The organism is Streptomyces sp. NPDC107654, assembly GCF_055639035.1.
The window spans coordinates 113,295-134,539 of sequence record NZ_JBVKBI010000001.1 but is presented as its reverse complement, the minus strand read 5'-3'; the positions used below and the strand labels follow the sequence as shown (position 1 = coordinate 134,539).

21 protein-coding genes are annotated in these 21,245 nt (G+C 72.4%); 15 read left to right on the top strand and 6 right to left on the bottom strand.

What is annotated here, in order from left to right:
* Positions 1 to 189: 189 nt before the first annotated feature.
* On the top strand, positions 190 to 3,729 hold the full coding sequence (gene dnaE, locus ACZ7N4_RS00605; RefSeq protein WP_471352162.1) for a DNA polymerase III subunit alpha: 3,540 nt from the start codon (positions 190 to 192) through the stop codon (positions 3,727 to 3,729).
* A gap of 129 nt (positions 3,730 to 3,858) precedes the next feature.
* Here the strand turns inward: dnaE and ACZ7N4_RS00600 are convergent, their stop codons facing one another.
* Positions 3,859 to 4,026, bottom strand: a complete 168-nt coding sequence (locus ACZ7N4_RS00600; RefSeq protein WP_471352159.1) for a hypothetical protein — start codon at positions 4,024 to 4,026, stop codon at positions 3,859 to 3,861.
* A 225-nt stretch (positions 4,027 to 4,251) separates the two neighbouring features.
* On the opposite strand from ACZ7N4_RS00600, the gene ACZ7N4_RS00595 reads away from it, so the two are divergent.
* The 4 genes from ACZ7N4_RS00595 to ACZ7N4_RS00580 all read left to right on the top strand — a co-directional run bounded on the left by ACZ7N4_RS00595 (position 4,252) and on the right by ACZ7N4_RS00580 (position 8,113).
* Entirely contained in the window at positions 4,252 to 5,472 is a 1,221-nt protein-coding gene (locus tag ACZ7N4_RS00595; protein ID WP_471352156.1) for an NYN domain-containing protein, read from the top strand.
* 59 nt (positions 5,473 to 5,531) lie between these two features.
* Positions 5,532 to 6,545, top strand: coding sequence for an ABC transporter ATP-binding protein (locus ACZ7N4_RS00590; RefSeq protein ID WP_471352154.1), 1,014 nt, complete (start codon positions 5,532 to 5,534; stop codon positions 6,543 to 6,545).
* 82 nt (positions 6,546 to 6,627) lie between these two features.
* On the top strand, positions 6,628 to 7,449 hold the full coding sequence (locus ACZ7N4_RS00585; RefSeq protein ID WP_471352150.1) for an ABC transporter permease: 822 nt from the start codon (positions 6,628 to 6,630) through the stop codon (positions 7,447 to 7,449).
* A 34-nt stretch (positions 7,450 to 7,483) separates the two neighbouring features.
* Entirely contained in the window at positions 7,484 to 8,113 is a 630-nt protein-coding gene (locus ACZ7N4_RS00580; protein WP_471352148.1) for an AAA family ATPase, read from the top strand.
* A gap of 696 nt (positions 8,114 to 8,809) precedes the next feature.
* On the opposite strand, the gene ybaK is transcribed toward ACZ7N4_RS00580, so the two are convergent.
* The 4 genes from ybaK to ACZ7N4_RS00560 form a co-directional block, all read right to left on the bottom strand.
* Complete coding sequence (ybaK, locus tag ACZ7N4_RS00575; RefSeq protein WP_471352145.1) at positions 8,810 to 9,310, bottom strand: Cys-tRNA(Pro) deacylase; 501 nt, start codon at positions 9,308 to 9,310, stop codon at positions 8,810 to 8,812.
* Between the two features lie 34 nt (positions 9,311 to 9,344).
* Positions 9,345 to 10,085 carry an LON peptidase substrate-binding domain-containing protein gene (locus tag ACZ7N4_RS00570; RefSeq protein ID WP_471352142.1) on the bottom strand — a complete coding sequence of 247 codons (741 nt, stop codon included), beginning with the start codon at positions 10,083 to 10,085 and terminating at the stop codon, positions 9,345 to 9,347.
* 11 nt (positions 10,086 to 10,096) lie between these two features.
* Entirely contained in the window at positions 10,097 to 11,137 is a 1,041-nt protein-coding gene (locus ACZ7N4_RS00565) for a hypothetical protein (protein WP_471352139.1), read from the bottom strand.
* Positions 11,138 to 11,333: 196 nt separating this feature from the next.
* Entirely contained in the window at positions 11,334 to 12,911 is a 1,578-nt protein-coding gene (locus ACZ7N4_RS00560; RefSeq protein WP_471352137.1) for an oxidoreductase, read from the bottom strand.
* 200 nt (positions 12,912 to 13,111) lie between these two features.
* Between ACZ7N4_RS00560 and hisD the strand changes: the two genes are divergently transcribed.
* The 10 genes from hisD (at position 13,112) to ACZ7N4_RS00510 (ending at position 20,835) form a co-directional block, all read left to right on the top strand.
* Complete coding sequence (gene hisD, locus ACZ7N4_RS00555) at positions 13,112 to 14,437, top strand: histidinol dehydrogenase (protein ID WP_471352134.1); 1,326 nt, start codon at positions 13,112 to 13,114, stop codon at positions 14,435 to 14,437.
* On the top strand, positions 14,434 to 15,540 hold the full coding sequence (locus ACZ7N4_RS00550) for a histidinol-phosphate transaminase (protein WP_471352132.1): 1,107 nt from the start codon (positions 14,434 to 14,436) through the stop codon (positions 15,538 to 15,540). Before hisD ends, ACZ7N4_RS00550 begins: the two co-directional genes overlap by 4 nt.
* Positions 15,541 to 15,543: 3 nt before the next feature.
* Positions 15,544 to 16,137 carry an imidazoleglycerol-phosphate dehydratase HisB gene (gene hisB, locus ACZ7N4_RS00545; protein WP_030743584.1) on the top strand — a complete coding sequence of 198 codons (594 nt, stop codon included), beginning with the start codon at positions 15,544 to 15,546 and terminating at the stop codon, positions 16,135 to 16,137.
* A 4-nt stretch (positions 16,138 to 16,141) separates the two neighbouring features.
* Positions 16,142 to 16,306 (top strand): hypothetical protein, encoded by a 165-nt coding sequence (locus ACZ7N4_RS00540; protein WP_471352129.1) that lies wholly within the window; start codon positions 16,142 to 16,144, stop codon positions 16,304 to 16,306.
* The gene (gene hisH, locus ACZ7N4_RS00535) at positions 16,297 to 16,947 is read left to right on the top strand and encodes an imidazole glycerol phosphate synthase subunit HisH (RefSeq protein WP_471352127.1); all 651 of its coding nucleotides are present in this window, start codon (positions 16,297 to 16,299) and stop codon (positions 16,945 to 16,947) included. Before ACZ7N4_RS00540 ends, hisH begins: the two co-directional genes overlap by 10 nt.
* Positions 16,948 to 16,950: 3 nt before the next feature.
* Positions 16,951 to 17,676 (top strand): bifunctional 1-(5-phosphoribosyl)-5-((5-phosphoribosylamino)methylideneamino)imidazole-4-carboxamide isomerase/phosphoribosylanthranilate isomerase PriA, encoded by a 726-nt coding sequence (gene priA / locus ACZ7N4_RS00530; protein ID WP_471352124.1) that lies wholly within the window; start codon positions 16,951 to 16,953, stop codon positions 17,674 to 17,676.
* The gene (locus ACZ7N4_RS00525) at positions 17,673 to 18,065 is read left to right on the top strand and encodes a RidA family protein (protein ID WP_471352122.1); all 393 of its coding nucleotides are present in this window, start codon (positions 17,673 to 17,675) and stop codon (positions 18,063 to 18,065) included. Before priA ends, ACZ7N4_RS00525 begins: the two co-directional genes overlap by 4 nt.
* A 6-nt stretch (positions 18,066 to 18,071) precedes the next feature.
* A complete protein-coding gene (hisF, locus tag ACZ7N4_RS00520) occupies positions 18,072 to 18,827 on the top strand; it encodes an imidazole glycerol phosphate synthase subunit HisF (protein WP_471352119.1) in 756 nt (251 codons plus the stop codon).
* Between the two features lie 159 nt (positions 18,828 to 18,986).
* Positions 18,987 to 19,574 (top strand): ArsR/SmtB family transcription factor, encoded by a 588-nt coding sequence (locus ACZ7N4_RS00515; protein ID WP_471352116.1) that lies wholly within the window; start codon positions 18,987 to 18,989, stop codon positions 19,572 to 19,574.
* 22 nt (positions 19,575 to 19,596) lie between these two features.
* Positions 19,597 to 20,835, top strand: a complete 1,239-nt coding sequence (locus ACZ7N4_RS00510) for an MFS transporter (RefSeq protein WP_471352114.1) — start codon at positions 19,597 to 19,599, stop codon at positions 20,833 to 20,835.
* A 6-nt stretch (positions 20,836 to 20,841) separates the two neighbouring features.
* On the opposite strand, the gene ACZ7N4_RS00505 is transcribed toward ACZ7N4_RS00510, so the two are convergent.
* A complete protein-coding gene (locus ACZ7N4_RS00505) occupies positions 20,842 to 21,240 on the bottom strand; it encodes a VOC family protein (RefSeq protein WP_471352113.1) in 399 nt (132 codons plus the stop codon).
* Positions 21,241 to 21,245 lie beyond the last annotated feature (5 nt).

Sequence of the window (21,245 nt, the reverse complement as noted above, 5' to 3'; positions counted from 1 at the left end):
ACAGCGTCTCTGTCGTTTCCAACGCACGAAGGTACGCGGAGGTGCCCGCCGTCGCCCGGCCACCACCCGCCGTCGAGGCGCTTCGCGCCAAGTCTTCATCCCGGTGTCGGTCCCGGGGCATAGACTTCGACGCTGTCCCCCAGAGTGTCCGCCCACCCGTCGCCGAGTGTTTCCGTTGGAGGCCAAACCGTGTCGAAGCCGCCCTTCACGCACCTGCACGTCCATACCCAGTACTCGCTGCTGGACGGTGCCGCGCGGCTGAAGGACATGTTCAACGCGTGCAACGAGATGGGCATGACGCACATCGCCATGTCCGACCACGGCAACCTCCACGGGGCGTACGACTTCTTCCACTCCGCGAAGAAGGCCGGAATCACCCCGATCATCGGGATCGAGGCCTATGTCGCCCCCGAGTCCCGGCGCAACAAGCGCAAGATCCTCTGGGGCCAGCCGCACCAGAAGCGCGACGACATCTCCGGCTCCGGCGGTTACACGCACAAGACGATGTGGGCGGTGAACCGGACCGGGCTCCACAACCTCTTCCGCCTGTCCTCCGACGCCTACGCCGAGGGCTGGCTGCAGAAGTGGCCCCGGATGGACAAGGAGACCATCGCCCGGTGGTCCGAGGGCATCGTCGCCTCCACCGGCTGCCCCTCCGGCGAGGTGCAGACCCGGCTGCGCCTCGGCCACTTCGACGAGGCCCTGAAGGCCGCCGCCGACTACCAGGACATCTTCGGCAAGGACAAGTACTTCCTGGAGCTGATGGACCACGGCATCGAGATCGAGCGCCGGGTCCGCGACGGCCTGCTGGAGATCGGCAAGAAGCTCGGCATCCCCCCGCTGGTCACCAACGACTCGCACTACACGTACGCGCACGAGGCGGGCGCCCACGACGCCCTGCTGTGCATCCAGACCGGCAAGAACCTCTCCGACCCCGACCGCTTCAAGTTCGACGGCACCGGCTACTACCTGAAGTCCACGGACGAGATGTACGCCATCGACTCCTCGGACGCCTGGCAGGAGGGCTGTGCCAACACCCTCCTGATCGCCGAGATGGTGGACACCACCGGCATGTTCGAGAAGCGCGACCTCATGCCCAAGTTCGACATCCCCGAGGGCTACACCGAGGTCACCTGGTTCAAGGAGGAGGTCCGCCGCGGCATGGAGCGCCGCTTCCCCGGCGGCATCCCCGAGGACCGCCAGAAGCAGGCCGAGTACGAGATGGACACGATCATCTCGATGGGCTTCCCGGGCTACTTCCTCGTGGTCGCCGACTTCATCATGTGGGCCAAGAAGCAGGGCATCGCGGTCGGCCCCGGCCGGGGCTCCGCGGCCGGCTCGATCGTGGCCTACGCCCTCGGCATCACCGACCTCGACCCCATCCCGCACGGCCTGATCTTCGAGCGGTTCCTCAACCCCGAGCGCATCTCGATGCCCGATGTCGACATCGACTTCGACGAGCGCCGGCGCGTCGAGGTGATCCGGTACGTCACCGAGAAGTACGGCGCCGACAAGGTCGCCATGATCGGCACCTACGGCACCATCAAGGCCAAGAACGCGATCAAGGACTCCGCGCGCGTGCTGGGCTACCCGTACGCGATGGGCGACCGCATCACCAAGGCCATGCCCGCCGACGTCCTCGGCAAGGGCATCCCGCTGTCCGGCATCACCGACCCCAGCCACCCCCGCTACTCGGAGGCCGGCGAGGTCCGCTCGATGTACGAGAACGAGCCGGACGTGAAGAAGGTCATCGACACCGCGCGCGGCGTGGAGGGCCTGGTCCGGCAGATGGGCGTGCACGCCGCCGGCGTGATCATGTCCAGCGAGACCATCACCGAGCACGTCCCCGTCTGGGTGAGGCACACCGACGGCGTGACCATCACCCAGTGGGACTACCCGAGCTGTGAGTCGCTCGGCCTGCTGAAGATGGACTTCCTGGGCCTGCGCAACCTCACGATCATGGACGACGCGGTCAAGATGGTGAAGGCCAACAAGGGCCTCGACATCGACCTGCTCTCCCTGCCGCTCGACGATCCCACGACCTTCGAGCTGCTCCAGCGCGGCGACACCCTCGGCGTCTTCCAGTTCGACGGCGGCCCCATGCGGTCCCTGCTCCGGCTGATGAAGCCGGACAACTTCGAGGACATCTCCGCCGTGTCGGCCCTGTACCGGCCGGGCCCGATGGGCATGAACTCCCACACGAACTACGCGCTGCGCAAGAACGGGCAGCAGGAGATCACGCCGATCCACCCCGAGCTGGAGGAGCCGCTCAAGGAGGTCCTGGACGTCACCTACGGCCTGATCGTCTACCAGGAGCAGGTGCAGAAGGCCGCCCAGATCATCGCGGGCTACTCGCTCGGCGAGGCCGACATCCTCCGCCGCGTGATGGGCAAGAAGAAGCCGGAGGAGCTGGAGAAGAACTTCGTCATCTTCCAGGCCGGCGCCCGCAAGAACGGCTACAGCGACGAAGCCATCCAGGCGCTCTGGGACGTGCTGGTGCCGTTCGCCGGCTACGCCTTCAACAAGGCGCACTCGGCCGCGTACGGGCTGGTGTCGTACTGGACGGCGTACCTGAAGGCGAACCACCCGGCCGAGTACATGGCCGCCCTGCTCACCTCCGTCAAGGACGACAAGGACAAGTCGGCGGTCTACCTCAACGAGTGCCGCCGCATGGGCATCCGCGTGCTCCCGCCGAACGTCAACGAGTCCGAGGCGAACTTCGCCGCCCAGGGCGACGAGGTGATCCTCTTCGGCCTGTCCGCCGTCCGCAACGTCGGCACCAACGTGGTCGAGTCGATCATCAAGTGCCGCAAGGCGAAGGGGAAGTACACCTCCTTCCCCGACTACCTCGACAAGGTCGAGGCGGTGGTCTGCAACAAGCGCACCACCGAGTCGCTGATCAAGGCCGGCGCCTTCGACTCGATGGGCCACACCCGCAAGGGCCTCATGGCGCAGTACGAGCCGATGATCGACAACGTGGTCGCCGTGAAGCGCAAGGAGGCCGAGGGGCAGTTCGACCTCTTCGGCGGCATGGGCGAGGAGACCAGCAGCGAGCCCGGCTTCGGCCTCGACGTGGAGTTCTCCACCGACGAGTGGGACAAGACCTATCTGCTCGCCCAGGAGCGGGAGATGCTCGGACTGTACGTCTCCGACCATCCCCTCTTCGGTCTGGAGCACGTCCTCGCCGACAAGGCCGACGCGGGCATCTCCCAGCTCACCGGCGGCGAGCACGCCGACGGCGCGGTCGTCACCATCGGCGGCATCATCTCCGGCCTCCAGCGCAAGATGACCAAGCAGGGCAACGCCTGGGCGATCGCCACCGTGGAGGACCTGGCGGGCTCCATCGAGTGCATGTTCTTCCCGGCCACCTACCAGCTGGTGTCGACCCAACTGGTCGAGGACGCCGTGGTGTTCGTCAAGGGCCGGCTCGACAAGCGCGAGGACGTGCCCCGGCTCGTCGCCATGGAGCTGATGGTCCCCGACCTGTCCAACGCGGGCACCAACGCCCCCGTGATCCTCACCATCCCCGCGGTGAAGGTGACCCCGCCGATGGTCAGCCGCCTCGGTGAGATCCTCAGCCACCACAAGGGCGACAGCGAGGTCCGGATCAGGCTCCAGGGCCCGCGCAAGACCACCGTGCTCCGCCTGGACCGGCACCGGGTCAAGCCCGACCCGGCCCTGTTCGGCGACCTCAAGGTGCTCCTCGGGCCGTCCTGCCTGGCCGGCTGAGCCCCGCGGCGGTCCACGGCGGTCCGCGTGGCCGCGACCGGCGAACAGCGCGAAGGGGCGCACCCCTGAGGAGTGCGCCCCTTCCCTGTTGCCGGGCTTCGACCCATGTGCCTGGGCTTCAACTGCCCTTTAGTTGTGGCCGAAGCTCTTCTGCCTCTTGCGCGGAGCCTCCGACGCGTCGCCCTGTATGTGCGACACCGGCGACTCGTGTTCCTCCGCCGGAGGGCGCTGTGCGTGCTCGTCCCGCCGGTCGCGGTTCTGCGGGCCGGCCTGCTTGCGGTTCTTGTTCTTGGCCATGGTGATCTGCCTCCTGTGGGGGGTCTAGGGGCCAGGGCCGGGACCAGATTCACATAGGCTGACATCAGGCGCATGTCGGATAATTACCGTGTGTGACAGGGCAGCTGGGCGCACGGGATCCCGAAACGCCACGCCGAAGATCGAGTTCGGGCCGTTAACCCCCGCGCGGTCGGGCAGACTCGAAGGAAGTCCGAAGCAAAACCTCCCGGGAAGAGGGTGAGTCGCGTGGACCGCTGCATCGTCCTGGTGGACGCCGGGTATCTGCTGGGTGCCGCCGCCAGCCTCCTCGCCGGCGAGCCCTCGCGATCCCGGATCACCGTCGACCACGCCGCGCTGATCCAGGCCCTGCGGGAGCGCGCGGAGTCCGACACCGAGCGCCCCCTGCTGCGCATCTACTGGTTCGACGGCGCCCCCGACCGGGTCCCCCAGCCGGAGCACCGCCGGCTGCGCGTGATGCCCCGGGTGACCGTCCGGCTGGGCGCCCTCACCCGCAGCGACGGACGCTGGGCCCAGAAGGGCGTGGACGCCGCCATGCACGCCGAGCTGACCGAGCTGGCCCGCAACCGCGCCTGCTCCGACGTGGTCCTGGTCACCGGCGACGGCGATCTGCTGCCCGGCATGATGGCCGCCAAGGAGCACGGCGTCGCCGTCCACCTGTGGGCCGTCCAGGCCGCCGACGGCGACTACAACCAGTCCGAGGACCTGGTCGCCGAGGCCGACGAACGGCGCGTGCTGGACCGGGCCTGGATCACCCAGGCCGTCCGCGCCAAGGAGCTGACCGGCGTCTGTGCCCCGCCGCCCGCGCCCCGCCCCGAGATCGCCGCGATCCTCTCCGCTCCGCTGCCCGAGTCCGCGCTGGCCGGGGCCGAGCGGGCCGCGGAACAGCCCGCGCACCCGCCCGCCCCCGCGGCCACGGAGAACGGCGCCGCGGAGCGGGTCCCGGCCTCCAAGGGCGTCCCCACCCCGAAGGACCTGGCCGCGCTGCGCGCGCACGGCGCCCAGCCACCGCAGCACCCGGCGACCGCGACCCTGCGCTGGTCCTCCGACAAGGGATGGGTCGACCGGCCGGGTGTGGTCGCCGAGCCCGCCGAGGTGGCCTCCATGCCGACGCTCGCCCAGCTCACCACCGCCGAGCAACGGTGGGCCGACCGCGAGGAGGACATCACCACCGTCGGCGGCGACCCCTACGAGGTGGGGCAGGTCTTCGCCCGCCGCTGGATCTCCCGCCTCGGCGACCAGGGCCATCTGCAGCGGCTGTCGCAGATGTACCCGCGCATCCCGCACCGGATCGACGGGGAGCTGCTGCGGTACGCGGCCCGGTTCGGACTGCTCGCACACAAGGACGACCAGATCGACGAGCACGACCGTTACGCCATCCGGGCGGGTTTCTGGCGCGAGATCGACGTGCCGGCGGCGGCCGAGCAGCAGGCGCCCACCGCCGACTGAATCCGCGGAGCCACCCCCAAAGGCGAGTAAAGTCCCCCGACCCCGTACTCTCGTCCTTTGTGAGTACGCGCGCGGGAGAGGCACTTCGGTACGACGAGGTCGTCCGCGTGCGTGGGCTCGGCAAGACCTACCCGGCCGTGAAGGGCCGGCGGGGCACGCCGGGCACCCCAAAGGTGCGGGCCACCGACGGCGTGGAGCTGGACGTGCGGCGCGGCGAGGTCTTCGGGCTGCTCGGCCCGAACGGCGCCGGCAAGTCCACCCTCGTACGACAGCTCACCGGCCTGCTGCGGCCGGACACGGGCAGCGTCGAGATCCTCGGCCACGACATCGTGCGCCACCCCGAGCGGGCCGCCCGCCTCCTCGCCTACCTCGGCCAGGAGTCCACCGCCCTGGACGAGCTGACCGTCTCCCTCGCCGCCGAGACCACCGGACGCCTGCGCGGCCTGGACGTACGGCGGGCGCGGGCCGAGCGGGACGCCGTACTGGAGGAGCTGGGGCTGACCCCGATCGCCGGGCGGGCGCTGAAGAAGCTGTCCGGCGGGCAGCGGCGGCTCGCCTGTTTCGCCGCCGCCCTCGTCGGCGAGCGGCCGCTGCTCGTGCTGGACGAGCCGACCACCGGCATGGACCCGGTGGCCCGGCGCGCCGTGTGGGCGGCCGTGGACCGGCGCCGGGCCGAGCACGGGACGACCGTGCTGCTGGTCACCCACAACGTCATCGAGGCCGAGACGGTCCTGGACCGGGTCGCCGTCCTCGACCAGGGCCGGGTCATCGCCTGCGACACCCCCGCCGGACTCAAGGCCCAGGTCGCCGGCGAGGTGCGGGTCGAGCTGGTGTGGCGGGAGCGGGCGCCGCTGGAGGTGCCCGAGGTCGCCGTACTGCGTGAGCGGGCCGTGGCCTCCGGCCGGCGCTGGACGCTGCGGCTCGCGCCCGAGGAGGCCCGCGCCGTCGTCGCCACGGTGACCGGCGGGGCCGCGTTCGCCGCCCTGGACGACTTCACGCTCGCCACGCCCAGTCTGGAGGACGTCTACCTGGCGCTGGGCGGCGCGGCCCGGCAGGGGCTGGTGAAGGCGTGAGCGCACCGGCCGCGGAATGCGTAAGGGTCTGTGCGACTGCCGCAGGAAATGCGACTGCCGTGGGGAAGAGGAGCAGCTCGTCGTGAGTGTCGTACCCGCCGAGGTTCTGCCGGGCGGCGCCCGGGCCGTGCCGGACGCGGCGCCCGGCGCGGCCGAGCTGGGGCCGCCCGCGCGGCTGTGGCCGTCGCTGGCGGCCGTCTACCGGGCGCAGCTGTCCCGGGCCCGGGTGGCGCGGATCCCGTTGCTGTTCGTGGCGACCTTCCAGTCCGTCGGCATCGCCGTGATGATGCGGGGCGTCGTCGACAGCGGCCATGAGGCGCAGTCCGTCGTGGCCGGCTCCTCCGTGCTGGTCGTCGCGTACGTCGCGCTGAACCTGCTCTCGCAGTACTTCGGACAGCTGCGGGCCAGCGGCGGACTCGACCACTACGCCACGCTGCCGGTGCCGCCGGCGGCCGTGGTGCTGGGCGCGGCGGCGGCGTACGCCTCCTTCACCGTGCCGGGCACCCTGGTGACCGCCGTCTTCGGCTGCGTGCTGTTCGGGCTGCCGCTGTCCAACCTGTGGATCCTGGTGGCCGTCGTCCCGCTCGCCGGGGCCGCGCTGGCCGGACTCGGCGCCGCCTGCGGGCTGCTCGCGCCCCGCCCGGAGCTGGCGACGCTCCTCGGCCAGCTGGGCATGTCGGCGGCGCTGCTGCTGGGGGTGCTGCCGGCCGACCGGATGCCGGAGGTCGTACGGCTGGCTCGCGATCTGCTGCCGTCGACCTACGGCGTGGAGGCGTACGCGCGGACCTTCGGGGCCCACCCCGACTGGGCCGTCGTCCTCGCTGACCTGGGGGTGTGCGCGGGTGTCGGAGTGGTCTCGCTGGCGGTGGCGACCTGGGCGTACCGCAGGGCCGCCGTCCGGTGACGCGGCGCACGGCACGACCTGGCACGATGTTCAGGTGACCGCACCGCTGACTCCGCCTCCGCCGCCGCACGACGACTCCCCGCACCAGGCCTGGCAGGCGCCGCCGCCCGGGGCGCCGGGCGCGGGCGCGTATGAACAGGACGGCCCCGGGATGAAGACGGAACTGCGCGAGGCCGCCGTGGTCACGGTCGCGGTGGCGCTGGGCGGGGTGCTGCTGGGGCTGCTGTGGTGGTGGCTGGCGCCGCACGTGCCGCTGGTCGGTGACGAGATCGACAAGAGCTGGGTCGTCTACCTCAAGGACACCGAGGGGGAGCAGGCGGTCGGGGTGGACGGCACGTTCATCCTGCTGGGGCTCGCCTTCGGGCTGGTCAGCGCGGTGGCGGCGTTCCTGCTGCGGCGGCGTGGGGGCGTGCCGCTCGTCGTGGCCCTGGGCCTCGGCGGGCTGCTGGGCTCCCTGCTGGCCTGGCGGCTCGGGATGTGGCTGGGCCCCGAGTCCGACGTGCTCGCCCACGCCCGGGCCGTCGGCGAGGGCGTGACGTTCTCGGCCCCGCTGAAGCTGTCGGCCAAGGGGGCGCTCCTGGCGTGGCCGCTCGCCGGCCTGCTGGTGCACCTCGGCCTCACCGCGCTGTTCGGACCCCGGGACCCGGAGGAGCACACCGACTGACGGCCCAGGCGGACGACCCCGCGCCGGCCAGTCCCGACGCCGGTGTCGGCCCCGTTCCGACGGCCGGGTACGCGTGTCCCGGTGGCCTCCGTCATTGCGCTCCGATGCCCGTGTGAGCCCGGTTCGATCGTCCGTGGTGGCCCTTGTCCGGTGCCGTGTCGGTCCCGCTGCGATGCCCGCGTGCGTCCGGTCCGGGTGCCTGAGGCGATCCCGGCCGCCGGCCCTGTGTCAGCTCGCTCCGATGCCCGGGTACGTCCGGCCTGGTGGTTTCCGTCGTCAGGCTCCGGTGCCTGTGTCAGTACGGTTCTGTCGGCTGTGGTGGTCCTGTCCGGTGCCCGTGTCGGTCCCGCTGCGACGCCCGCGTGCGCCCGGTCCGGTGGCCTCCGTCGATCCGCTCCGACGCCTGTGTCAGCCCGGTTCGGTCGCTCGGGGCGGTCCCGTCCGTCGGCCTGCGTCAGTCCCGCTCCGACGCCCGCGCCCGTCCCGGTGGGCCTGCGTCAGCCCGGCCCGGTGCCCTGCGTGCGTCCGGTGCCCGGGGCAGGCCACGCTCCGACGCCCGCGTACGCCCGCTCCGGTGCCCTGCGCCCGACCAGCCCCGACGCCCGTGTCAGCCCTGCCCGGGTGCCCGCGGAGTCCCGTCCCGGCGCCCGTGGCCGTCCCGCCCGGCGCCCGGGTCAGCCCCGTCCGGCGTCCGGGTCAGCCCCGTCCGATCGGTGCCAGCACCGCGTCCGTCAGTTTTGCCAGGTCCTCCGGTGCCAGTTCCACCTCGAGACCCCGTCGGCCCGCCGAGACGCAGATCGTCGGGTGGGTCCCGGCCGAGTCGTCGAGGACCGTGGGGAGCTTCTTGCGCTGGCCGAGGGGGGAGATGCCGCCGCGGACGTAGCCCGTGGTGCGTTCGGCGAGGGTCGGGTCGGCCATGGTGGCCCGCTTGCCGCCCACCGCCGCCGCGAGGGCCTTGAGGTCCAGGGAGCCGGCCACCGGGACCACGCCGACCACCAGGGAGCCGTCCACGTCGGCGACGAGCGTCTTGAAGACGCGCTCGGGGGAGACGCCCATGGCCTCGGCCGCCTCCTCGCCGTAGGAGGGGTGCGCGGGGTCGTGGTCGTAGGCGTGGACGGTGAAGTCCACGCCCGCCGCCGTCAGGGCGACCGTCGCGGGCGTCCCCCCGGACTGCTGCTTCTTCGGTTTCCTGGCCATCGGTTGTCGGGCTTCCCCTCAGTCCCTCGGTCCCTCAGTTCAGGCTCGTCGGTGTCCGCGTCAGCTCGAACATGGGCAACGACGGCAGGTTACGGATGATGGCCGTCTCCGCCCGGAGGAGTTTCAGCTCGTCCCGCAGCCGGGACGCGGTGTCCGGGGCCTGGAGCAGCCGTTGCTTCGTCGGCGTGTCGTGCACCATCGCCGCGGCCACCAGGTACGACACCACGCCGGGGTCGTCCGGCAGGTCGGTGCCGGTGGACAGCGAGCGCTCGCGGGCGCCGGCGAGCCGCTTCTGGTACTGACGGAACGAGCGCAGGACGCCCTCGGCCAGCGCGCCGGCCTCGTCCCCGGGCTCCTCCGGCAGCTCCTCCAGCTCCGCGGTCAGGAACGGCCCCGACGCGTCAACGGACAGCAGCCGGACCCGGGTCGTGCCCGTGGCCAGCACCTCGAACGTGCCGTCGGGCCGCTCCCGGACGGTCGCCGCGTCCGCCACGCAGCCCACCCCGTGGAAGGCCTTCACCGGGTCGGGGCCGAAGCCGGCGGCCGGGCCGCGTTCGGGCTGGGCCGTGGGATCCGGCATGCCCGGGGCGCTCGGGGCGACCTCGTGGCCGTCACGGATGGCGACGACGGCGAACCGGCGCGGCTCGTCCTCGGGAGTCTTCATCAGCTCGCGCATCATGGCGCGATAACGCTCCTCGAAGACGTTCAGCGGCAGCACGAGCCCGGGGAACAGCACCGAGTTCAGCGGAAAGAGCGGGAGACGGACGGTGGTCACGGCGCCCCAGCCTAGTGGTCGTCGGCGCACACGTGTCCGCCCCGGCCGTCCGGGGGCCCCGCGGGCGCCGTCAGCAGGCCGGCCGGCGCGGGCCGCGGGCCCGCCGTCTCCAGGTGCTCGCGCAGCCGCAGGAAGTGGCCGAGGGGGTCGTCCGAGAAGCGGTCCCAGGGGAAGGACGTGGCGTACGGGCCGATCAGGCGCAGCTGGGCGCGGGCCTCGTCGTAGCGGTCCAGCCTCAGCAGCACGTACAGGAGCTTGTTGCGGACCTCGGCGGGCCACGGGTCGGCCGCCGGGAAGCGTCCGGACAGTTCGATCGCGCGGTCGGCCGCCGCGTCCAGCCGGGCACGCGGCACCTCGGGTCCGCGGCCGTCGGTCAGCCAGCCGAACGCGGCCCGGGCGGGCAGGGCCTGCACCAGCGAGCCCGCCGGGGCGTCCTGCGCGGCCCGGTCGGCGAAGTCGAAGCAGGCGAGGTGGCAGTCGCGCCCGAAGGTGGCGAGGTAGCGCAGGGCGGCCACATGGCAGCCGTAGTGGTGCGGGGCGCGCCGGACCGCCGCCTCCCACAGCTCCTCGAAGTAGCGGTGCCCGGCCCGCGAGCCGCGGGCGTGGTCGAGCGCGATCCGCCACGGCACCGGGTCGCGGTCGTCGGCGCGGGCGGCGGCGGTGATGAGCGGGCTCACCTCGCGCAGCAGTTCGGCGCGGGCCGGCGAGGGCCAGGCGCGGTCCACCGCCAGCTGGGCCCCGACCACCAGCACTCCGGGGTCGGCGGGGTCGGCGGCGCGCCAGTCCTCGTACCACTCGGGGCGTGAGCGGGCGAAGGCGCTCAGGCGTCGCACGTACCGGTCCCGGTCCTCCCACGCGGCCGCGGCGCGGGTGGCGGCGAGCAGGCCGGCCGCGGCGCCGTACTCGCCCCGGCCGGCCGCGACCAGGGCGGGGGAGAGGCGGTCGTCGGGCGCGTCGAGCACGGCCTCGTCCCCGGCCGGTGGCTGTCCGGCCGGGCGTGCGGTGCGTTTGGTCAGCCGGGTGGGGCGGATGAACGAGGGCAGCAGAGCCATGGTGCCGACCATTGAAAGTCCGCAGGTCGGGGCCGCGCCAGTGGGCCTGGACAAGTCATGGAAAGTTGTATGCCCGACGGTCAAGGGCCAGTAAAAGGTGAAGGTTCACGTGGTGACGGAATCGTGTGCTCCGTCTGGAGGGCCCCGCCGGCACCCCGGACCGGCTCCGGCAGCGCGGTCACGCCGGCACCCCGCGTCAGCTCCGCCGCAGCAGTCGCGTCGCCCCCGCCGCCACCGTCGTCGCCAGGATCCAGCCGGCCAGGACCAGCACCGCCGCCAGCCACTGCCAGCCGCCGCTCAGCTGCCACTGGCCGGCCTGCCCCAGGTCGATCACCGGCAGCAGCAGGTCCAGCGTGAACAGGGCCGGGCTCCAGGCCGGATGCCCGCCGGAGTTCAGCGGCGGATGGTCCGCGTGCGCGAACGCGAGGGTGCCCGCCGCCCAGAGCACCGTCATCCACACCAGGGCCCGGCCCGGGCGGTAGCCGTAGGCGACCGTCCAGTCCTGGGCGTACCCCCAGAACTTGCCGGCCAGCGGCAGCGTCTCGCGCCGCCGGCGCTGCTTGGCGAGCAGCACCTCGCGGGCGTCCTCGTCCTCCCCGGCGGCGCGCAGCACCGCGGCCAGCCGCTCGTACGGCTCCGGCGCGTACTCGGCGGTGGCCGCGGACACCCAGTCCAGGCGCTCGGTCAGCGGGAACGGGCCCTGCGGCACCAGGTTCTCGTAGGCGAACCCGCCCATGTGCAGCCGGCCCGCGTCCGGCCAGCTGCCGGTGCGGTCCACCAGGTTCACCACCCGCGCGCCGGACAGCACCACCTTGCCCCGCTGCGGCTTGTCCCCCAGGAAGCGCAGCTCCGGTGTCTGCACCCGGCGCAGCGACAGCTCCTGGTCGTCGGTGAGGTCGAACCGGGCCCGCTCCAGGTCGACGGCGTCCCCGAACCGCCCGTCGTCCAGGCGCACCCCGCCCCGGCAGTCGAACCGCTGGATGCGGGTTCCGCGCGCGGGCGTCGTCCCGCTCAGCAGCGGGCTGCCCACCCCGGCCGGGGTCAGGTACAGGGTGCGCTCGACCGTCAGCTGCGGGGCGTTCAGGGCGTAGCGGGCGTAGGGGTTGGCGAGCTTCGCGCCGCGCAGGCTGAGCGAGACGCCGATCTGGGCACCCCGCAGGCTGAACTCGCCGTACGACTCCAGCATCTCCGCCTGGAGGTCCTGGCCGACGGTCAGTCCGTCCGCCGCGATCGACCGTCCGCCGCGGTCGCGGTACGCGACCGCCTGGTTGAGCAGCAGGTCGGTGCCGATGTGCGCGTCCGTCAGCCGGACCCCGCCCGGGAACCGGCAGCGCGGCAGATGCAGATCGCCCTCGGTGTGCACGCGGGCCGCCTCCAGACGCGGCACCGAGCAGTCCACCAGGCGCACGGTCGTGAACCGGGCCTCCGGCAGCCGGACCTCCTCGTCGAAGCGGCAGCCGGTCAGCTCGACGTACGGGGTGACCTGGCCGCCCGCGAGGTCCAGCGGGCCGGTGATCCGCACGCCGACGAGCTTCAGCGCTGCCACCCGGCCGGCCAGCGCCGGCGGGCCGTCCAGCAGCAGCCAGCAGACGGTGCGGGCCCGTACGGTCCGCTCGGGACCCCAGGGATGTCCGCCGTGCGGATCGTCCACCACGAAGTCGCCGCAGCTCAGGTCGTACACGCTGCCGTTGCGGAAGGCCTGCCACATGCCCGCCTCGGCCGCGGTCAGGTCGTCCGGCAGATCCCCGGTGCGGATGCCGGCACCCTCGGTCACCGTTCCCCTCTCCCGGTTCAGTGGTTTTTCAGTGGTTTTCGTACAGCCGTTCATGCCCGCTGCGTGACCCCCGGAACACCACACGTGAAGGTGATCTTCCGCGTTCCGGCCAGCCTATGTACCAGCCTTTGGCCCACGTTCTGTATCAGCCATTGATACGCGCGGACGGTTCCCGACACCGGTCTGAGAGAATTGGGACTGTGATTTCCCGAATCGATCTGCGCGGCGACGCCCTTCCCGAGGGCCCCGCCCTGCGCGACCTGCTGCCCCGAGCCGACTTCGACGTTCAGGCCGCCCTGGAGAAGGTGCGCCCGATCTGCGAGGCCGTGCATCATCGCGGCGACGCGGCGCTGATCGACTTCGCCGAGAAGTTCGACGGAGTACGGCTGGAAACCGTCCGTGTCCCGGCCGAGGCGCTCACCGACGCGCTCGCCGGTCTCGACCCGGCCGTGCGCGCCGCCCTGGAGGAGTCCATCCGCCGCGCCCGGCTGGTCCACCGCGCGCAGCGCCGTACGACGCACACCACGCAGGTGGTGCCCGGCGGCTCGGTGACCGAGAAGTGGGTGCCGGTCGAGCGCGTCGGCCTCTACGCGCCCGGCGGCCGGTCCGTGTATCCGTCCTCCGTGGTCATGAACGTCGTCCCGGCCCAGGAGGCGGGGGTCGAGTCGATCGCGCTCGCCTCCCCGGCGCAGGCCGCGTTCGGCGGGCTGCCGCACCCCACCATCCTCGCCGCCTGCGCCCTGCTGGGCGTGGACGAGGTGTACGCGGCGGGCGGTGCCACCGCCGTCGCGATGTTCGCGTACGGCACCGAGTCCTGCCCGCCCGCGAACATGGTGACCGGCCCCGGCAACATCTGGGTCGCCGCGGCCAAGCGCTACTTCACCGGCAAGATCGGCATCGACGCCGAGGCCGGCCCGACCGAGATCGCGATCCTCGCGGACGCCGGCGCCGACCCGGTGCACGTCGCCGCGGACCTGATCAGCCAGGCCGAGCACGACCCGCTCGCGGCGGCCGTCCTCGTCACCGACTCCGTCGAGCTGGCGGACGCGGTGGAGAAGGAGCTGGAGCCGCAGGTCGCGGCCACCCGGCACATCGACGACCGGATCGTGCCCGCCCTCAAGGGCAGGCAGTCCGCGATCGTCCTCGTGGACGGCGTCGAGGAGGGCCTGAAGGTGGTCGACGCCTACGGCGCCGAGCACCTGGAGATCCAGACCGCCGACGCCGCCGCGGTCGCCGACCGGGTCAGGAACGCGGGCGCGATCTTCATCGGCCCCTGGGCCCCCGTCTCGCTCGGCGACTACGCGGCCGGGTCCAACCACGTCCTGCCCACCGGCGGCTGTGCCTGTCACTCCTCGGGCCTGTCCGTGCAGTCCTTCCTGCGCGGCATCCACATCGTCGACTACACCAAGGACGCGCTGGCCGAGGTCGCGCACCACGTGGTGACGCTGGCGGAGGCGGAGGACCTGCCGGCGCACGGCGCGGCGATCAAGGCGAGGTTCGGCTGGAAGGTACCCGAGAGCAAGTGAGCGACGTGCGGATCGACGATCTCCCCGTACGGGACGAGCTGCGAGGCAAGTCCCCCTACGGCGCGCCCCAGCTGGACGTCCCCGTACGGCTGAACACCAACGAGAACCCGTACCCCCTGCCCGAGCCGCTGGTCGAGCGGATCGCGGAGCGGGTGCGGGAGGCCGCCCGCCACCTGAACCGCTACCCCGACCGGGACGCGGTCCGGCTGCGCGCGGAGCTGGCCGCGTACCTGACCAGGACCGGCGGTCACCCGCTCGGCCTGGAGAACGTGTGGGCCGCCAACGGCTCCAACGAGGTCATCCAGCAGCTGCTGCAGACCTTCGGCGGGCCGGGCCGTACCGCCCTCGGCTTCGAGCCGTCGTACTCGATGCACGCGCTCATCGCGCGCGGGACCGGCACCGGCTGGATCTCCGGCCCGCGCGGTGAGGACTTCGGGATCGACCTGCCCGCCGCCGAGCGGGTCATCGCCGAGCACCGGCCGGACGTCGTCTTCGTCACCACCCCCAACAACCCCACCGGCAACGCGGTACCGGCCGAGACGGTCCTCGCGCTGTACGAGGCGGCGCAGGCGGCCAAGCCGTCGATGGTGATCGTGGACGAGGCGTACGTCGAGTTCAGCCACGGCGCCTCGCTGCTGCCGCTGCTGGAGGGCCGCCCCCACCTGGTCGTCTCCCGGACGATGTCCAAGGCGTTCGGCGCGGCCGGCCTGCGCCTCGGCTACCTCGCCGCCGACCCGGCGGTCGTGGACGCCGTCCAGCTGGTCCGGCTGCCGTACCACCTGTCGGCGATCACCCAGGCGACCGCGCTGGCCGCGCTGGAGCACACCGACACGCTGCTGGGCTACGTCGAGCAGCTGAAGGCCGAGCGGGACCGGCTGGTCGCCGAGCTGCGCGCGATCGGCTACGAGGTCACCGAGTCCGACGCGAACTTTGTCCAGTTCGGCCGGTTCGCCGACGCCCACGAGGCCTGGCGGCAGATCCTCGGCCGGGGCGTCCTGGTCCGGGACAACGGCGTACCGGGATGGCTGCGGGTGTCCGCCGGCACCCCGGAGGAGAACGACGCGTTCCTCGACGCGGTCCGTGAGTTGAAGAAGGAGCTGTAACGCATGAGCCGCGTAGGACGCGTGGAGCGCACCACCAAGGAGACCTCGGTGCTGGTCGAGATAGACCTCGACGGCACCGGCCGGACCGACATCGCCACCGGTGTCGGCTTCTACGACCACATGCTCGACCAGCTCGGCCGGCACGGTCTGTTCGACCTGACCGTGAAGACCGACGGCGACCTGCACATCGACTCCCACCACACCATCGAGGACACCGCCCTCGCGCTCGGCGCCGCCTTCAAGCAGGCTCTCGGCGACAAGGTGGGCATCTACCGCTTCGGCAACTGCACGGTCCCGCTCGACGAGTCGCTGGCGCAGGTGACGGTCGACCTGAGCGGCCGGCCCTACCTCGTGCACACCGAGCCCGAGAAGATGGCGCCGATGATCGGCGAGTACGACACGACGATGACCCGGCACATCCTGGAGTCCTTCGTCGCCCAGGCGCAGATCGCGCTGCACGTGCACGTGCCGTACGGGCGCAACGCGCACCACATCGTGGAGTGCCAGTTCAAGGCGCTGGCCCGGGCGCTGCGCTACGCCTCCGAGCGCGACCCGCGCGCGGCCGGCATCCTCCCCTCCACGAAGGGCGCGCTGTAACCCCATGAACGGTCTGTCGACCCTCCTGATCGTCGTCGGCCTCTTCCTGGTCGGCGGCATCATCTCCTTCGCCAAGCAGAAGATGCCCACCAGCCTGATCGTGCTGCTCTCGATCGGCGCGGGTCTGTGCCTGGTGGCGGGCGTCATGCGACTGGAGGTGTGGAATTGAGCACCACTGCGAAGAAGGTCGTCGTCTTCGACTACGGCTTCGGCAACGTCCGCTCCGCCGAACGCGCCCTCGCGCGCGTGGGCGCCGATGTCGAGATCACCCGTGACTTCGACAAGGCGATGAACGCCGACGGCCTGCTGGTGCCGGGCGTCGGCGCGTTCGCCGCCTGCATGAAGGGCCTGCGCGAGGCGCGCGGCGACTGGGTCGTGGACCGCCGGCTGTCCGGCGGGCGCCCGGTCATGGGCATCTGCGTCGGCATGCAGATCCTCTTCGCGCGGGGCATCGAGCACGGCGTCGAGGCCGAGGGCCTGGACGAGTGGCCGGGCACGGTCGAGCCGCTCCAGGCCGACGTCGTGCCCCACATGGGCTGGAACACCGTCGACGCCCCGGCGGGCTCCCGGCTGTTCGCCGGCCTGGACGCCGACGCCCGCTTCTACTTCGTGCACTCCTACGCCGTCCACGAGTGGCGGCTGGAGACACACAACCCCGTGATCGAGGCCCCCCGGGTCACCTGGTCGACGCACGGCAAGCCGTTCGTCGCCGCCGTGGAGAACGGCGCCCTGTGGGCCACCCAGTTCCACCCCGAGAAGTCCGGCGACGCCGGCGCCCAGCTCCTCACCAACTGGATCGGAACCCTGTAGACCATGGCCAAGCTCGAACTCCTCCCCGCCGTCGACGTCCGCGACGGCCAGGCCGTCCGTCTCGTGCACGGCGAGTCCGGGACCGAGACCTCCTACGGCTCCCCGCTGGAGGCCGCCCTCGCCTGGCAGCGCTCCGGCGCCGAGTGGCTGCACCTGGTCGACCTGGACGCCGCGTTCGGCACCGGCGACAACCGCGCCCTGATCGCCGAGGTCGCCAAGGCGATGGAGATCAAGGTGGAGCTGTCCGGTGGCATCCGGGACGACGACACCCTCGCGGCCGCCCTCGCCACCGGATGCACCCGGGTCAACCTCGGTACCGCGGCCCTGGAGACCCCCGAGTGGGTCGCCAAGGTCATCGCCGAGCACGGCGACAAGATCGCCGTCGGCCTGGACGTGCGCGGCACCACCCTGCGCGGCCGCGGCTGGACCCGCGACGGCGGCGACCTGTACGAGACGCTGGAGCGCCTCGACAAGGAGGGCTGCGCGCGGTACGTCGTCACCGACATCGCCAAGGACGGCACGCTCCAGGGCCCGAACCTGGAGCTGCTGAAGAACGTGTGTGCCGCCACGGACCGTCCGGTCGTGGCCTCCGGCGGCGTGTCGTCCCTGGACGACCTCCGCGCCCTCGCCGGGCTGGTACCCCTCGGTGTCGAGGGCGCCATCGTAGGGAAGGCGCTGTACGCGAAGGCGTTCACCCTGGAAGAGGCCTTGGAGGCTGTGTCGTCATGAGCGGTGCCGTGCGGCGTGTGCAGAGCGGAAGTCCCTGGGAAGAGTCCTTCGGTTTTGCACGCGCCGTCGCGGCGGGCGACCGTGTGCTGGTGGGGGGCACGACGTCCTTCAAGGGCACCGTGCTGTACGGGGAGGGCGACCCGTACGAACAGGCCAAGGTGGCCTTCACCAGCGCGGTCGAGGCGATCGGCGAGTTCGGGCTCGGCATCGAGTCCGTGATCCGTACGCGCATGTACCTGACCCACGCGCGGGACGTGGACGCGGTCGGCCGCGCCCACAAGGAGCTGTTCGACACCGTCCGCCCGGCCTCGACCCTGCTGGTCGTGGAGGGCTTCGTCGATCCGCGCATCCTGGTCGAAGTAGAACTCGAAGCATTCAGAGGAGCCTGAGCAGTCATGACCCTGGCGGTCCGAGTCATCCCCTGCCTGGACGTGGACAACGGCCGGGTCGTCAAGGGCGTCAACTTCCAGAACCTGCGCGACGCGGGCGACCCCGTCGAGATGGCCAAGGTGTACGACGCCGAGGGAGCCGACGAGCTGACGTTCCTGGACATCACCGCGTCCTCCGGCGACCGGGAGACGACGTACGACGTGGTGCGCCGCACCGCCGAGCAGGTGTTCATCCCGCTGACGGTCGGCGGCGGTGTCCGCACGGCCGAGGACGTGGACAAGCTGCTGCGGGCCGGCGCCGACAAGGTGGGCGTGAACACCGCCGCGATCGCCCGTCCCGACCTGATCCGCGAGATCGCCGAGCGGTTCGGCCGCCAGGTCCTGGTGCTGTCGGTGGACGCCCGCCGCACCCCCGAGGGGACCTTCGAGGTCACCACCCACGGCGGCCGGCGCGGCACCGGCATCGACGCGGTGGAGTGGGCGCACCGGGCGGCCGAGCTGGGCGCGGGGGAGATCCTGCTGAACTCCATGGACGCGGACGGCACCAAGGACGGCTACGACCTGGAGATGATCGCGGCGGTCCGCAAGCACGTGACCGTCCCGGTGATCGCCTCCGGCGGCGCCGGCAGACTCGCCGACTTCCCCCCGGCCGTCGAGGCGGGCGCGGACGCGGTCCTGGCCGCGTCGGTGTTCCACTTCGGCGACCTGAGGATCGGCGAGGTGAAGGAGACGCTGCGGGGGGCGGGGCACCCCGTGAGGTGACCGCCCCGTGGCCGCCCCGTGCGGGGCGGCCACGGGGCGGCCACGGCCGCCCCGTGCGGGGCCCCGGCCGGTGAAGGCCGGGGCCTCGCCTTCCGGCCGATACGCAAGATTGCGCAAGGAAAGTTGCGCAGTTTTCCTTTCGTATCTAGGGTCGGTGGCATGCCACGCGAGGAGAACCGCCGGATCACGGACATCGGCACGCTCAAGGCGCTCGCCCACCCCCTGCGCATGAAGCTGTACCGGCTGCTGTACGTCGCCGAGGTCGCCACGGCCTCGCAACTGGCCGAGCAGGTGGACGAGGCGGTCTCCCTCGTCAGCTACCACCTGCGCAAGCTGGCGGCGCATGGCCTGGTGGAGGAGGCCGAGCCGCGGAGCTCGGACGCGCGGGAGCGGTGGTGGCAGCCGTCGTCCGAGGGCGTCTCCATCCGTGACGCGGACTTCCGGGACGCACCCGAGAAGGTGGCCGCCCACCTGGCGGCCTCCCGGCTGTTCCTGGAGCAGCGCGCCGAGATGTACCGCAGGTACCTCGACGAGCGCGCCCACTGGGGGCCCGAGTGGAACACGGCGGCGCACGACTCGGAGTCCCTGCTGCGCCTTACCGCCGGTGAACTCGCCGAGCTGCAGAAAGACCTGAACGAGCTGCTCAAGCGGTACGACGAGCAGGGCCGGGCCCGCGAGGAGGCCGGCGACACCGAGGGGCGCGAGCACGTCGCGCTGCACGTGTACGGCTTCCCGTTCCGCGTCTGACGTCTGAGAGGACAGCCCTCCCGTGACCGCCACCCTCGTGCCGCCGGCGACCGCGCAGGCCCACCGCGACCCCAACGTGCTGCGCTGGCTCGGCGCCTACACCGCCTCGATGCTCGGTGACAGCGTCTACTACCTCGCCCTGTCCTGGGCCGCCGTCCAGGTGGGCACCCCCGCGCAGGCCGGGCTCGTGATGTCGGCGAGCGCCGTCCCCCGGGCCGTGCTGATGCTCGGCGGGGGAGTGATCGCCGACCGGCTGGGACCGAGACGCGTCGTCATCGGCAGTGACGCCGTACGGTGCGGTGCCGTCCTCGCGGTGGCCGCCCTGCTGTTCCTCACCAGCCCCGGACTGTGGCCGCTCGCCCTGCTGGCGGTGGTCTTCGGCGCCGTCGACGCCGTCTTCCTGCCCGCCGTGGGCGCCCTGCCGGCCAGGATCACCGGGAGGGACCAGCTCGCCCGCGTCCAGGGCATGCGCGGCCTCGCCATCCGCTGCGCGAGCGTCGTGGGCGCCCCGCTCGGCGGCCTCGGCGTGGCGCTCGGCGGCGCCCCGGCGGCCTTCGCCCTGGCCGGCGCGCTCATCGCCGTCTCGGTGCCGCTGCTGGTCTCCGTACGCGTACGGGACCTGCCCCAGGACGGCACCCCCCGCGCGGCGCGGACCCCCTGGAGCGACCTCGGGGAGGGCCTGCGGTACGTCCGGAGGCATCCGGTGCTGGGGCCGCTGATGCTCGCCATCGCCCTCGGCGACCTGGGCTTCGTCGGCCCCCTGAACGTCGGACTGACCCTGCTCGCCGACCGGCGCGGCTGGGGCGCCTCCGGGATGGGCTGGGTGCTGGCCGGGTTCGGCGCCGGCGCGGGCGCCGCCTCGCTGCTGCTCACCGTCCGGGGCCGGCTGCCGCGGGCGGGACTGGTCGCCGGATGCGCCGTCATCGCCGGATCGGTCGCCATCGGCACCCTCGCCCAGGTCCCGGCCCTCCCGGCCGCCGTCGGCACCGCCGCGGTCGTCGGACTGTTCACCGGCCTGAGCGGCGCCATGTGCGGTGCCCTGCTCCAGACCCAGGCCGACCCCGCCTACCTCGGCCGGGTCACCTCCGTCTCCAGCCTGGTCAGCCTCGGCCTCACCCCGCTGAGCATGCCGTTCGCCGCCGCGGCGATCGGGGCGTGGGGCCTCGGCCCGGTGTTCGTCGTCAGCGCGGCCGTCTGCGGGCTCGGCGGGGTCGTCGTCCTCGCCGTCCCCGGTCTGCGCCGCGCGGAACTCCCCGGCTGACCGCCGTCACCCCTTCGGCTGGACCAGCTGCACCAGGTTGCCCACCGTGTCGTCGAACACCGCCGCCAGCACCGGGCCCTGTTCCTGCGGCGGATGCGTGAACCGGACACCGAGGCCCTTCAGCCGCTCGTACTCGTCGTGAAGGTCGTCCACGGAGAAGACGATGCACGGCAGCCCCGCCTCGTGCAGCGCCCGGCGGTACGGCTCCGCGATCGGGCCCTCGCCGGGCTCCAGCAGCAGCTCCAGATCCCGCTGGGCCCCCTCCCGCGCCCCGACCGTCACGAAGAGCGTGCCGCCGCCGAGGTCCATGTGGGTGCGGGTCTCGAAACCGAGGACGCCGGTGTAGAAGGCGTGCGCCTTCGGTACGTCGTCCACGTAGACGCCGGTCATCGCCACCTTGATCATGCCGG

Bases quoted from the DNA above. Each gene is read 5' to 3' on its own strand.
- ybaK (WP_471352145.1), bottom strand. From the start codon at position 9,310: ATGGCCAGGAAACCGAAGAAGCAGCAGTCCGGGGGGACGCCCGCGACG.
- hisF (WP_471352119.1), top strand. From the start codon at position 18,072: ATGACCCTGGCGGTCCGAGTCATCCCCTGCCTGGACGTGGACAACGGC.
- priA (WP_471352124.1), top strand. From the start codon at position 16,951: ATGGCCAAGCTCGAACTCCTCCCCGCCGTCGACGTCCGCGACGGCCAG.
- ACZ7N4_RS00505 (WP_471352113.1), bottom strand. From the start codon at position 21,240: ATGATCAAGGTGGCGATGACCGGCGTCTACGTGGACGACGTACCGAAG.
- ACZ7N4_RS00600 (WP_471352159.1), bottom strand. From the start codon at position 4,026: ATGGCCAAGAACAAGAACCGCAAGCAGGCCGGCCCGCAGAACCGCGAC.
- ACZ7N4_RS00540 (WP_471352129.1), top strand. From the start codon at position 16,142: ATGAACGGTCTGTCGACCCTCCTGATCGTCGTCGGCCTCTTCCTGGTC.
- hisB (WP_030743584.1), top strand. From the start codon at position 15,544: ATGAGCCGCGTAGGACGCGTGGAGCGCACCACCAAGGAGACCTCGGTG.
- ACZ7N4_RS00525 (WP_471352122.1), top strand. From the start codon at position 17,673: ATGAGCGGTGCCGTGCGGCGTGTGCAGAGCGGAAGTCCCTGGGAAGAG.
- ACZ7N4_RS00565 (WP_471352139.1), bottom strand. From the start codon at position 11,137: ATGGCTCTGCTGCCCTCGTTCATCCGCCCCACCCGGCTGACCAAACGC.
- ACZ7N4_RS00515 (WP_471352116.1), top strand. From the start codon at position 18,987: ATGCCACGCGAGGAGAACCGCCGGATCACGGACATCGGCACGCTCAAG.